11 protein-coding genes are annotated in these 13,489 nt (G+C 42.8%); 5 read left to right on the forward strand and 6 right to left on the reverse strand.

The window, feature by feature from the left end:
• The 4 genes from ND16A_RS12515 to tldD all read left to right on the forward strand — a co-directional run bounded on the left by ND16A_RS12515 (window position 1) and on the right by tldD (window position 7,631).
• Window positions 1-636, forward strand: a complete 636-nt coding sequence (locus ND16A_RS12515; protein WP_033076952.1) for a Maf family protein — start codon at window positions 1-3, stop codon at window positions 634-636.
• Window positions 633-2,096 carry a ribonuclease G gene (gene rng, locus ND16A_RS12510; protein ID WP_033076953.1) on the forward strand — a complete coding sequence of 488 codons (1,464 nt, stop codon included), beginning with the start codon at window positions 633-635 and terminating at the stop codon, window positions 2,094-2,096. Before ND16A_RS12515 ends, rng begins: the two co-directional genes overlap by 4 nt.
• The gene (locus ND16A_RS12505) at window positions 2,096-6,040 is read left to right on the forward strand and encodes a YhdP family protein (RefSeq protein WP_033076954.1); all 3,945 of its coding nucleotides are present in this window, start codon (window positions 2,096-2,098) and stop codon (window positions 6,038-6,040) included. Before rng ends, ND16A_RS12505 begins: the two co-directional genes overlap by 1 nt.
• A 151-nt stretch (window positions 6,041-6,191) precedes the next feature.
• The gene (gene tldD, locus ND16A_RS12500; RefSeq protein ID WP_033076955.1) at window positions 6,192-7,631 is read left to right on the forward strand and encodes a metalloprotease TldD; all 1,440 of its coding nucleotides are present in this window, start codon (window positions 6,192-6,194) and stop codon (window positions 7,629-7,631) included.
• Between the two features lie 106 nt (window positions 7,632-7,737).
• Here the strand turns inward: tldD and yjgA are convergent, their stop codons facing one another.
• The gene (gene yjgA, locus ND16A_RS12495; RefSeq protein ID WP_033076956.1) at window positions 7,738-8,265 is read right to left on the reverse strand and encodes a ribosome biogenesis factor YjgA; all 528 of its coding nucleotides are present in this window, start codon (window positions 8,263-8,265) and stop codon (window positions 7,738-7,740) included.
• A 150-nt stretch (window positions 8,266-8,415) separates the two neighbouring features.
• Between yjgA and pmbA the strand changes: the two genes are divergently transcribed.
• Window positions 8,416-9,759, forward strand: a complete 1,344-nt coding sequence (gene pmbA / locus ND16A_RS12490; RefSeq protein WP_033076957.1) for a metalloprotease PmbA — start codon at window positions 8,416-8,418, stop codon at window positions 9,757-9,759.
• 242 nt (window positions 9,760-10,001) lie between these two features.
• On the opposite strand, the gene mgtE is transcribed toward pmbA, so the two are convergent.
• From mgtE to hpf, 5 genes are all read right to left on the reverse strand, one after another.
• Complete coding sequence (gene mgtE, locus ND16A_RS12485) at window positions 10,002-11,363, reverse strand: magnesium transporter (RefSeq protein ID WP_033076958.1); 1,362 nt, start codon at window positions 11,361-11,363, stop codon at window positions 10,002-10,004.
• A 159-nt stretch (window positions 11,364-11,522) separates the two neighbouring features.
• The gene (locus ND16A_RS12480) at window positions 11,523-11,801 is read right to left on the reverse strand and encodes an HPr family phosphocarrier protein (protein ID WP_033076959.1); all 279 of its coding nucleotides are present in this window, start codon (window positions 11,799-11,801) and stop codon (window positions 11,523-11,525) included.
• 74 nt (window positions 11,802-11,875) lie between these two features.
• Entirely contained in the window at window positions 11,876-12,721 is an 846-nt protein-coding gene (gene rapZ / locus ND16A_RS12475) for an RNase adapter RapZ (protein WP_033076960.1), read from the reverse strand.
• Between the two features lie 11 nt (window positions 12,722-12,732).
• Window positions 12,733-13,185: a PTS IIA-like nitrogen regulatory protein PtsN gene (gene ptsN, locus ND16A_RS12470; RefSeq protein ID WP_033076961.1), complete on the reverse strand. Its 453-nt coding sequence runs from the start codon at window positions 13,183-13,185 to the stop codon at window positions 12,733-12,735.
• A gap of 3 nt (window positions 13,186-13,188) precedes the next feature.
• The gene (gene hpf, locus ND16A_RS12465; RefSeq protein WP_033076962.1) at window positions 13,189-13,476 is read right to left on the reverse strand and encodes a ribosome hibernation promoting factor; all 288 of its coding nucleotides are present in this window, start codon (window positions 13,474-13,476) and stop codon (window positions 13,189-13,191) included.
• Window positions 13,477-13,489 lie beyond the last annotated feature (13 nt).

Here is a 13,489-nt window from a genome sequence, read left to right on the forward strand (position 1 = left end):
ATGCTGTATTTAGCTTCTAAATCGCCACGACGACAAGAACTGTTATTGCAAATTGCCCAGCAGTTTGAATTAGTGTCTGCAAGCATCGACGAAATCCCGCAAAGTGGCGAAAGCGCCAGACACTTCGTTGGGCGTATGGCAATAGAAAAAGCCCAGGCGGGCTATAATAATTTAATTAACATCAATGCTGGAGATATGGTCTTGGGCGCCGATACGGTAGTGGTGAATGCCGGCAACATACTCGGCAAGCCGGACAGTTTTGAACACTATTTGCAAATGCTTACATCTTTATCGAATAAACAGCATCAAGTTTTGACCGCAATTGCTATCATTAAGGCTGAACAACCCGAGTTAACCAAAGCCTCTGATGTCACTGTGAGTAAGGCGCAGACAATATTGTCTGAGGTCGTTTCTACCGAGGTGCATTTTAAAGAATTAAGTCCTGAGGAAATCAGCCAATATTGGCAAACGGGTGAACCACAAGATAAAGCCGGTGGCTATGGCATTCAAGGTATTGCCGGAAAATTTGTGAAAAGTATTAATGGCAGTTATTCAGCGGTCGTTGGTTTACCCTTATACGAAACCGAACAGTTGCTGCTTAATGCAAAAAAAATTAATAAAAAAGGTTTGTTATGAGTGGTGAATTACTGATTAATGTAACGCCGAGTGAAACTCGAGTTGCGGTAATAGAAAATGGCACGTTACAAGAAGTTCATATCGAACGTAATTCCAAGCGCGGTATTGTTGGCAATATTTACCTGGGAAAAATTATTCGGGTATTACCGGGCATGCAAGCAGCTTTTGTTGATATCGGCTTAGACAAAGCCGCATTTTTACACGCTTCGGATATCCGTACCAAATTGATCATTAATGCCGAAGCCAGTGAAAATGAAGTGCCAGATATTCGCACTTTAGTGCATGAGGGGCAACACATCATGGTGCAAGTGGTAAAAGATCCGCTTGGCACAAAAGGGGCGCGGTTAACCACAGATATCACCATAGCATCACGTTATTTGGTGATGATGCCTAATTCAACTCATGCTGGCGTTTCACAACGTATTGAGGATGAAAATGAACGTAGTCGCTTAAAGAATATCGTGTTGCCATTTTGTGATGATCAGGGCGGCTTTATTGTGCGTACTGTGGCCGAAGGGGCCGGTGATGAAGAGCTTGCTCACGACGCCGAATTTTTACGCCGGGTTTGGCAAAAAGTATCAGAGCGCAAACAGCGAAAACAAACCAATTTACCGATTTATCAGGATTTATTTTTGGCTTCTCGGATCATACGCGACTTTGTTGGCAGTGGCCTGGAACGCGTACGCGTCGATTCTCGCCTGACTTTCGATCAACTCATTGAGTTTACTGATGAGTTTGTGCCAGAAATAAAACCTATCATTGAATATTACCCGGGCGAGCGGCCAGTTTTTGACTTGTTTGCGGTTGAAAATGAAATCCAACGGGCATTACAACGTAAAGTAGAACTTAAATCAGGTGGCTATTTAATTATCGACCAAACTGAAGCAATGACTACGATTGATATCAATACCGGCGCCTTTGTTGGTCATCGAAATCTGGAAGAAACCATCTTTAATACCAATATTGAAGCCACTCAGGCGATTGCCAGGCAATTAAGATTGAGAAATCTCGGTGGCATCATTATTGTCGATTTTATTGATATGATTTCCAATGAACATAAACGCAGAGTTTTGCACAGCCTTGATGTGGCTATGGCGAAAGACAAAGTGAAATATAGCATCAGTAATTTTTCAGCTCTCGGTTTAGTGGAAATGACCCGAAAACGCACCCGTGAATCACTCGAACATATTCTTTGTGGCGAATGTCCTGTTTGCGATGGCCGTGGAAATTTAAAAACCGTAGAAACGGTCTGTTTTGAGATATTGCGAGAAATTGTGCGGGTAAACCGCGCCTACGATGCTGACAAATTCATTGTTTACGCCTCTCCACAAGTCAGCGATTGGCTAAATGATGATGAATTACACCACCTTGCAGAGTTAGAAGTATTTATTGGCAAACAAATAAAAGTGCAAACCGAAACCATGTATAACCAAGAGCAATTTGATGTGGTAATGATGTAGTGAAAACGTTTTGGGGCTATCTCAATCGCTGGTTAAACCGACTCTATAAAACTCTGGCTGTTTTGTTGGTGCTCTTTGCTGTGCTGTTAACTTCTGCGCGGGTATTTTTACCTTATGCCGATACGTTTACCACGGATCTTGAAGACTACATCAATGAAACCTATCAGGGTGAAGTAGAGATTGGTCATTTATCAGCAGCCTGGAAGCGGTTTGGTCCTACCCTAATCATTAAAGATGTGATCTTGTCTGATTCCGCGGCATTTTTTGTTGAAATCGATGAAATTGACATTGGCATTGATTTTTGGGGATCGATAAAAACACAGAAATTGAAAAGCAATAATTTAACCTTGATTGGCGGTGAAGTTACCATCGACAGAACTTTGTTTAAGAGCAGTGCAAGCATTGAATCAGAAACAGAGACTGATATTGACGCGCTATCCGAATTATTACTTCAGCAGGTTAATCGATTTTCGGTAGTGGGCAGCAAAATTATCTTTAAGCACCCAACCCGTGAGCATGTTGCCATCATTAATAAGCTTGCCTGGCATAATGAAGATAATATCCACAAAGGTATTGGCAAAGTTGAGATTGCCGGGGTGTCGACTAATAGTGCTAAATTAGTGGTGGAACTCACTGGTGAAAACAGAAAAGATTTACAAGGACAAGTCTATTTAGAAGGGCGAAATATTAATTTATCCGCGTGGCTAGAACGTTATTTTGCAGAGAAATCTGAGCAATTTAATTCCACCATTAATTTTCAGTCCTGGCTTGAAATCGACCAGGGTATTGCTACCGAAATGCATCTATCGCTAGGAGAGAATGTGTTTTCCTGGGATAGTAATGAACAACAACATTTTTTGAAAATACCTGCGGGTGATATCAGCCTATATCGTCAACAAAATGGGCAAGATTTCATCATGCAATCAAGCAATATCCCCATTTCGTTTAACGATACTCCATGGGCCAATTTACAAGTTCAGGGAACGGCCAACGCGGGCGAGGTGGTGACCAATATTTCAGGCGTTTCACTAGATAATTTATGGCAATTATTTCCGGTAATTAGTGACAACTTCCCGGCTCTGGATAAATATTCAGATTTGCAAATAAGCGGTGCTGTTAACAATATCCAAATGCGTAAAACTGCCAAGGATGTGCAGGTAAAATTATTACTCGATGATTTAGGTTGGCAAGCGTCAAATGGTATCCCTGGAATAGAACACGTTTCTGGTGAACTGCTGTTTAACAAAGATAAAATACAGCTGGATATTGATGCGCACGATAGTGCTTTGGATTTTGCCGACGGTTTTTCGCGGCCAATACCATTTAATCAATTGACTGCCCGTACTGAGCTAAATTGGGGAGAAGCTGGATGGAAGTTAGCAGTCTCTGATATTCAACTACTTTCTGATGAACTATCTATCTCTGCTGATGTGCAATTTTCACAGCAAGAGCAACAAGGTGGTGTGTTAAGTTTATTTGCATACGTGCACGACGGCGATGCCAGTAAAGTGCAATATTATTTACCATTACCGGTGATGAGTGAAAGTTTGGTTGATTATTTGACCGGCGCTATTTTTCATGGTGACGTTAAGCAAGCTGCGGTGGTTTTTAATGGTCCAGTTGCCACTTTTCCATTCTTGGATAGCAGCGGTATTTTTATGGTCGATGCCGATATCACACAGGCTAAATACCGCTTCGTTGATACCTGGCCAGCGATTGAACAAGCTCAACTAAACTTAAATTTTACCAACGATTCGATGTTGATTACCGCTTACGATGGTGACTTAATGGGTACGGCAACCCAAGGTGTCGTGGTTGGTATTGAATCATTAAGTGGTGATTCAATATTAACGGTGCGTGCGCCGGTTGCCACACAGGCCGAAGCAATACATCAATTGATGTTAGCAAGCCCAATGGCCGGCAGTGTAGGGGCAACTCTGGATGTTCTTGGTCCACAGGGATTTATCTCCGGCACATTTGCCTTAGACGTACCGCTCTCTGATACCGATAATACCGTAGCGCGCGGGCTGATAAACCTCAATGATAACCTGATCAAGCTTAGTGCACCGGAAATGGAATTTAGTAAGGTGGCCGGCCAATTAAGTTTTACTAATGAAGTGATTAGTACTGAAAATTTGACTTTAGATTGGCGTGGCATGCCGATGGCTCTTAATGTCGAAGGTCAGGTGGAAGATGATTATTATCAACTCAATATCGAACTTCTTGCGAACTGGCAGCAAGCAGCGTATCGGCCACAAATACCGCAACCATTGCATAGTTACCTTAATGGCGTAGTCGATTGGCAAGGCCGGCTTGCTTTAGCGATCCCGCAAGATGGAGAATTTAGTTATCAATTAGATATCGCTTCAAGCCTTGAACAAGCCGAGCTGGCGTTGCCTGACCCGTACATGAAAGCATATGGTGACAAACAGAATTTAAGCGCTAACGTCAAAGGCGGTTCATCAAAATCAACGATCAAAGCCAAGCTTGGTGACATGTTAAGTTTTTATGGTGATTTAGATCATCAAAAAGTCACCTTCGAACGGGCACAGCTGACCTTAGGTGATGAAAAAATGTTATTGCCGATGAAGGGTTTTCACATTACCACCGGCCTGGATAGCATTGTCTATCAACAATGGCATGAGCTTATTTTTGATATTGTTGATTCACTACCAGACTCTACAGGAGATAGTGAAGGCAACAATGAAGACACTGCAGGAGTCGCTTTATTGCAAGTGCCAGAAAGAATTCGTGGCGATGTCAATGAAATCGATTTTTTTGGCCAGACGATCACCGATGTTGATTTTAATTTACTCAATCAAGATCAATGGTGGTTGTTGCAATTAAACGGTGAGCAAGTGCGTAGCCGGATCAAGTTTTATCACGATTTTGTCGAACAAGGGCTTGAAATAGACGCCGATTATATTAATTTTACTAATACTGAGCAAACTACCGACGGCGCCAACACCAGCGATAATGAGCAAAGTAGCGTCGCAGCAAGTTCTGACACGGCAGTTATTGGCCCTGCGGAAATACCACGAATAAGATTTTCTTGTGATAGTTGTCGCTATCAACAGTTAGACCTTGGCAAGGTGAAGTTTGATTTAGAAAATACTTCTAATGAGCTACTCAGTTTGAAATCCTTTACCGCCAGACGCAAGGGTAGTGAAGTAGATCTTAGCGGCAGCTGGAAAAAAGATAGTACGGTAGATATCACGTCGCTCTCCGGTAGCCTCAATACTAAAGATATTGAAGCTGAAATTGCCGCGTTTGGTATCGAGTCTGGCATTAAAGACAGTGGCATGAAAAGCAGTTTTAATTTCAATTGGCAAGGCGGTCCGCAGCAATTCAATTTGTCGACATTAAATGGTAAGTTTAAAGGCAAACTCGATGATGGCTACCTTGCCGATGTTAGCGATCAGGGCGCTCGTTTATTATCCCTTTTCAGTTTGCAGTCTTTGGTCAGAAAGTTAACCTTAGACTTTCGTGATATATTTTCCAAGGGGATGTTTTATGATGATTTTAAAGGTACATTTAACGTAGCAAACGGCATCGTTTATACCGATAATCTGAAAATGAATGGTGCGGCTGGCAATTTAACGATCAAAGGCAATACCGACCTGACGACTAATCAGCTTGATTATAAAATGGCTTTTGCGCCAAAAGTGACTTCCAGTTTACCGGTTATTGCGGCTTGGGTAGTGAATCCAATTATTGGCGTGATCATTCTCGCTGGTGACCAAGTGATAGAGAAAGCCGAAGTGTTTTCGGTGATCAATTTTGAATTAACCGGCAGTACCGCGGAGCCAAACTTGAAAGAAGTTGATCGCAAGAGTCGAAACGTCAACGTCGGCAAAAGTAAACCGGATCAAGCCCAACCCGAACAAAAACCAGAACCAGAACTTAAACCGGAAACTGGACCTAAGAGCGAGTCGACTGAGTGAATCGGTGAAACAAAAAAGGCTAGTTTTGAGCCTGACTTGTTAAAGAAAGTGAGATCCGACATCCCGGTCTCCACACATAATAAATTTTCAGTCGTGCTAAAATCTAATCAGTAGCACAACAACGTACACTTAAACTATCACGGAAACTATGATGAATTTGGTTGAACAAGAACTTTTACACGCAAGCCAACTCGGTCAGGAAGATCTGAGCAAGGTATTAGATCATATTTGCCATCGCAATATTGATTTTGCCGATCTATATTTTCAATCATCGAGCCATGAGTCCTGGATGCTCGAAGATGGTATTGTAAAAGAAGGTTCGTATAATATTGAACGCGGCGTCGGTGTACGAGCGATAAGTGGTGAAAAAACGGGTTTTGCCTATTCGGATGACATCAATGCCAGTGCCTTATTAAAAGCAGGCTCTGCAGCCCGTGGTATTGTTCAGGATGACAAGAGTCAAACGATAAAAGTATTTTCAGGGCAGCAACATCGGCCACTGTATACTGGCGAAGATCCGTTAGCAACGCTATCGCAAGAGCAAAAAATCACGTTACTGCATGATGTTGAAGCTCATGCTCGGGATCAAGATACTCGCGTTGAGCAGGTAATTGTTAGCTTGTCGGGAGTTTATGAGAAAATATTGGTTGCTGCCAGTGATGGTACTTTTGCCACCGATATAAGACCTTTAGTGCGCTTGAATTGCTCCGTTCTCGTTGCCGAAAATGGCAAGCGTGAACGCGGAAACTCAGGAGGCGGAGCCCGTGTAGGCTACAGTTACTTTTTTGAAGTAGAACACGGTAAACCACGTTATCAGCAATATGCCGAAGAAGCGGTAAGACAAGCACTGGTAAATTTGGTTGCCGTTGATGCGCCCGCCGGTATGTTACCGGTAGTGTTAGGTGCTGGTTGGCCCGGAGTATTATTGCATGAAGCTGTTGGTCATGGTCTTGAAGGGGACTTTAATCGAAAAGGCTCTTCCGCTTTTTCTGGAAAAATTGGTCAGCAAGTCGCGTCAAAACACTGCACCATTGTTGATGATGGCACTATGCATAATCGTCGCGGTTCGGTGGCAATTGATGATGAAGGCACGCCCGGTCAATATAATGTGCTGATTGAAGATGGTATATTAAAAGGTTACATGCAAGATAAGCATAATGCCCATTTAATGGGAGGGAAACCCACCGGCAATGGTCGTCGTGAATCATATGCGCATTTACCCTTACCACGCATGACCAATACTTATATGCTCGCCGGCGAGCACTCACCGAAAGATATTATCAAATCGGTGAAGAAAGGTATCTATGCGCCTAATTTTGCTGGTGGCCAGGTAGATATTACTTCTGGAAAATTTGTATTTACCACCGCCGAAGCTTATTTAATCGAAAATGGTGAAATAACCGCGCCAGTAAAAGGTGCCACCTTAATTGGTAGTGGCCCCGAAGCGATGCAACAGGTGAGCATGGTGGGTAATGATCTTGCGCTAGATAGCGGCGTGGGAGTTTGTGGCAAAGATGGTCAAAGCGTACCTGTAGGCGTTGGCCAGCCAACATTGAAAGTCGATGAAATGACCATCGGCGGCACTCAGTAGCGATTTAAAATATAGTGGGGTCATTATCCATGCGTGCTAATACTATACCCGTTCCACCACTTGAAGTGGAGCGGGTATAGAAGCAAGGGTATGACCCCACTATATTTTATATCTGGTTTAACGGAATATTATCTTTTAAGTATTTAAATAATTCCCTGAAGCTTTTCCCTGGCTTTTCCTGTTTTACTTCTTTCGCTGCCTGGCGGACCAATTGGCGCATGCGTTGGCGTTCGAATCCTTCATAGTTGGCTAACAGTTCTTCAACCTTACTATTGCCCTGGCTGATTAATTGTTCGCGGATCTGTTCTAGTTTGGCTATTTTTATCAGCTCATGCGAGTGCTTGTTGTTCATCTTATCAAGTTCAAGCTGTATTTCTTCATGATTCGAAGCGGTTAACTGTTTCGCGATAAATTGCACGTTACGGTGGAAGGCGTCGTGTTTGCCACGAATTTTATCGGCAATGACCAGGGCTGCTTCAATTTCTTCGTTAAGCGGTAATTTTTTGCGTTGATTCTGATTTAATTTGCAAATTTGCTCACCTAATTTTTGCATATCTTTCATGTCTTGCTTAATTTCGGTTTTGCTAACGATGATGATATCTTCATCTATCTCTTTTGCTTTCTTCTTGGCCATAACGGAATCTTTATATTGCTGGGTAATTAAAAATAATGATGTGATTATACAACATAACAGTCAGTTAATTAATCTCTGTATGCTATGCTAGCAAAATTAACGTTTTCAATACCAATGTAATTGAATTGGTAGTAACTATTGATGTAAAAAATGGATAAAGCTAAATCAATCAATGATGCCATCGGGCAGGTAAAAAACAGTGTTGCTAAAGTACTCGAGTTAGCCAAGAAGTTGGGCGCAGATAATGCGGAAGTCTCGATAAGTAAGCAACAAGGATTAAGTGTTTCAACGCGACTTGGCGACGTAGATACGGTAGAGTTCACCAATGACGGTGCGCTAGGCATCACGGTATACAAAGATGGCCGTAAAGGCTCGGCATCTACGGCCGATTTAAGCGAAACGGCTCTGCAGCAGTCGGTCCAAGCGGCTGTCAATATTGCAAAGTATACCTCAGTCGACCCTTGTTCAGGTCTAGCCGATAAAGAATTATTGGCGTTTACTCCGCAAGAGTTAGATTTATATCATCCACAGCAATTATCAACCGAACAAGCGATTGCTATTGCCGTAGAAGCGGAAAACAGTGCCTTGTCTTATGATGCCAAGATCACCAACTCCGATGGTGCCAACTTTGCCAGTTACGAAGGTTTTAAAGTGTACGGCAACAGTCATGGTCAGTTGGTAGGTTACCCAAGCACCCGTCACAGTTTAAGTTGTATGATGATTGCAAGTTCTGGCGAGGATATGCAGCGTGATTATAGTTATACCGTAAGTCGTGAATTTGACCAGTTACAATCGCCTACAAAGGTTGGTGTTGAATCGGCAACCGCTGCCATTGCGCGCTTAAACAGCCAAAAGTTAAAGACCCAAAAAGTGCCGGTAATGTTTCGTGCCGATGTTGCCAATAGTTTATTTGGCCATTTTATCGCCGCGATTAGTGGGGGTAATTTATACCGCAATTCGTCTTTTTTACTCGATGCGATTGGCAAACCGGTGTTTTCATCGCACCTGAATATTTCTGAACGACCGCATGTATTGAAAGCATTAGCCAGTAGCAGCTTTGACGCTGAAGGTGTTGCCACCGTTGATAAAGAGATCATTACCGATGGCGTGTTGCAAACCTATCTTTTGACCAGCTATTCAGCCCGTAAGTTAGGACTTACTTCAACGGGTAATGCCGGTGGCATTCATAATTGGCAAATTTCCGCCAATGGCGGTGACTTTGATGCGATGTTGAAAACTTTGGGCACCGGCTTGTTAGTCACCGAAATGATGGGCCAGGGAGTGAATGTTGTCAACGGTGATTATTCTCGTGGTGCTGCCGGGTTTTGGGTGGAAAATGGTGAGGTTGTTTACCCTGTTTCTGAAATCACTATTGCCGGTAACCTAAAAGATATCTTTAAATCGATAGTGGCAACAGGTAGTGATTATGACAAGCGTGGCAGTATTTTAACCGGCTCAATAATCGTCGAAGAAATGCAAGTGTCGGGACAGTAGGGTAAGAGAAACAGTGGAAGTTCTTTACGTCGGTTATAAACTATAAAAAATACGCCGTCATGCCGGCGCAGGCCGGTACCTCCTGACGCAAACAGAGCCTTATTAAAATATTTTCCTAATAACTGTGCTTGTTCACGATGCAACACACTACCTCAAAATTTGGAAACGCTTGTTTCTAGGCACTTTATATCCGAATGGAGGTTGCGGCCTGCGCCGCAATGACGGTGCTCTTTTTCTATTCCCTACTTCCCTAACAACCAGGTTGCCGTCCCCAAGAAAGCAAATATTCCCACCACATCAGTGATAGTCGTCAGTATTACACTCCCGGCCAATGCCGGATCAATATTTATTTTTCTCAAAAATAGCGGTGTTGCAACTCCTGCCAGGCCGGCGACAGTTAAATTCATCAGCATGGCAAAAGCAATGATGCCACCAAGCACAATATCTTGTTTCCAGATGGCGACAATTCCGGCAATGAACAATGCCCAAATTAAGCCATTTAAAAAACCGACAGCAATTTCTTTGTTAAGAATGATGCGTGAATTATTTTCACCAATATGACCGAGTGCCATGCCTCGAATGACTAGCGTTAAGGTCTGGTTACCGGCAACGCCACCCATACTTGGCACTAAGGTGTTAAGTACGGCTAATATCGCCATTTCGGCGAGAATGCCTTCAAACATACTCGACACCGCGACGGCCATTAAAGCGGTAATTAAGTTCACTCCCAGCCAAATAGAACGCTGTTGCGTACTTTTCAACACTGGGGCAAAGGTATCGGCTTCATCGTCCAGGCCGGCCATACTCATCATTGAGTGTTCGGCGTCTTCACGAATAATATCAATAACATCATCAATGGTGATACGACCTAATAAACGGCCGTCGGCATCAATAACGGGGGCAGAGAACCAATCATGGCGTTCAAACAATTTTGCCACTTCTGATTCTTCAGTATCAGCAGGTACTGGTACGGTATCGTAATCGGTGATTTCATCAATCGTTTGTTCCGGCCTCGCGGTGATCAGAGTGGCCAATGATACCGAACCAATAAACTTATCCTGACGGTTAACTACATAGAAAGAGTCTGTTGCTTCAGGGAGCTCCCCCTTTAAACGTAAGTAACGTAAGATCACATCAATAGTAATATCAGGACGAAGAGTGATGGTATCGGTATTCATGATACCGCCGGCGGTATCTTCTTCGTACGATAGCGCTTGTTCAACTCGCGTTCTGTCCTGCGAGTCCATTGAGTTTAATACTTCGTTATAAACGGAGTCAGGCAGAGTTCTTAATACTTCGGCAAGATCATCAATGTCCATGCCTTCGGCAACCGCAGCAAGCTTTTCCGGCTGCATGTTCTTTAAAATGCCTTTCCGTACTTCTTCCGATAATTCTTCGAGAATTTCACCCTGCAAATCAGCATCGGTTAATTGCCATAAGATAGTACGACTGCGCGAAGTTGAAGATTCAAGCAATAAGGCGATATCATAAGCTGGCATGTTCTGAAACATTTTTCGCACGTAGACGAACATACCACTTTCTAAAGCGGTATTAATTTCGAGTAAACGTTTTTGGCTAATTTCTTGCTCTGATATGTCTGGCATGAATCACCCTGTGCAAGCTTATAACCCGAAGTCGGGGTAATGAATTCAGGTTTGTTATTATGTCAGAAGTGTAACGTAACTATGGTGATTTTTCAGCTTTTTTAATAAAAATATCAAGGGCTCAGAGCACTGTTTAGTAACAGAGCTGTTTTGTTTGGCTTATTCCGACTCGTCAAATTTGTCAGAGAATAGCTGACATACGGCATACAATGCCTGTTCCGCCTGCACGCCTTCGGCTTTTATATGGACCTGTTTTCCCTGGCTGCCGGTTAACAGCATTAAGCCCATAATAGAGCCAGCATCGGCGGACTTATCCTCAAGTGTCAGGGTAAGTCGAGCTTGATAATTTTGGCTGAGTTTTGCAAGTTTAGTGGCTGCACGGGCATGTAAACCTAACTTGTTTTCGATCAGCACAGTTTGCTCAATGATTGTTGTCATGTTCGTTGAATGTCTTGGTTAAAATCGTTTAATCTGAACTCAGGATAATGAGTGCTGCTTATCCCGAGGTCAGGCTACTCATTAAGTTCGCGATGGCGAATTTGTATTTCTTTATCTTCTTTCTTAAATTGCTGCGCCAGGGTTTCAGCAATATACACACTGCGATGTTGGCCGCCGGTACAGCCGATGGCAACCGTCAGGTAGCTACGATTGTTTCTTTCCAAATGGGGTAACCAGGTCATCATAAATGAATTTATCTGCCAGATAAACTTTGTCACAATTGGCTGGCTGGCTAAAAATTCCTGCACCGGCTGGTCTAAACCATTATATTTTTTTAGACCTTGCTCCCAAAATGGATTGGGTAAAAACCTGGCATCAAAGACATAATCAGCATCTGAGGGCACGCCATATTTAAAACCAAAGGACTCAAATACCAACACTAAATTTCCGGTCTTAGAGCCGAGTACTCGCTCGCGTACTAAATCGGCTAATTGGTGCGGAGTGAGTTGCGTAGTATTTATGTATAAGTTGGCTCGGCTGGCGATTGGATCGAGTAATTTCTTCTCAAGGTCAATCGCTTGATCAAGCGCCATATTTTTACGGATCAATGGATGTAGACGTCTGGTTTCACTATAACGGCGGATCAGTTCACCATTATCAGCATCCAGGTACAAGATGTTTAATTCTACTGAATTGGGCAGGTAATCGATGATTTCACTAACATCTTCCGGGTTATCAGGTAAGTTACGTACATCGAGTGACACCGCCACGTTTTCGTAGTCATTAATGACGGTGTGGGTTAATGCTGGTAATAAGTTGACCGGAATATTATCGACACAATAATAACCGAGATCTTCTAAAACCCGTAAAGCAACCGTCTTGCCTGAGCCCGAGCGGCCACTCACAATGATTAATTTCATTTACTACCTTATTATTTAATATCTAATACTAGCTGGTATAGCTGTTCAGAACTGCGACAGCGTCTTGCTTTTTTACTGTTGTCTTTATCACTAAAGAAACGTGCGACACTGGCTAAGGTTTCTAAATGCTGCTGGCAATGATCTTCAGGAACGAATAGGGCAAAGAATATATCAACGGCTTTATCATCAATGGCATCAAAGGCGACTGATTTATCTGTGGTGATAAAAACCGCAACCGGTTTTTCGCAATTATCGATTCTGCCATGCGGGATAGCAATACCATTACCAATGCCTGTACTACTTAATTTTTCTCTATTGATCAAACTGTTAAGTAGCTCTTTGGGGGTGCTGCTTGCAATCTTTTGGGCTGCGAGATGACTTATTTGTTCAAGTATATTTTTTTTGCTGTTGCCAGGCACGGAACACTTGGTGCAGTCCAGGCTTAAAAGTGATTCTAATTTCATAAGTTAACGATTATTAAGTTTCGCCTTATGTTTTAACACCTGGCGGTCAAGTTTGTCTATCAATCCATCAATAGCGGCGTACATGTCAGCATCATTCGCCGAGGCGAAAATTTCTCCACTATTAACATTCAGTGTTGCTTCCGCAACTTGCTGTAATTTTTCTACTTTTAATACTACGTAAACATTATTTATGTGATCGAAATGGCGTTCTAATTTTTCAAATTTTTGACTTACAAAAGCACGCATCGAATTAGTAACTTCAACATGATGTCCAGATAGATTAATTTGCATAAATAATATCCTC

Source organism: Thalassotalea sp. ND16A (assembly GCF_000764205.1).
GTDB lineage: Bacteria > Pseudomonadota > Gammaproteobacteria > Enterobacterales > Alteromonadaceae > Thalassotalea_A.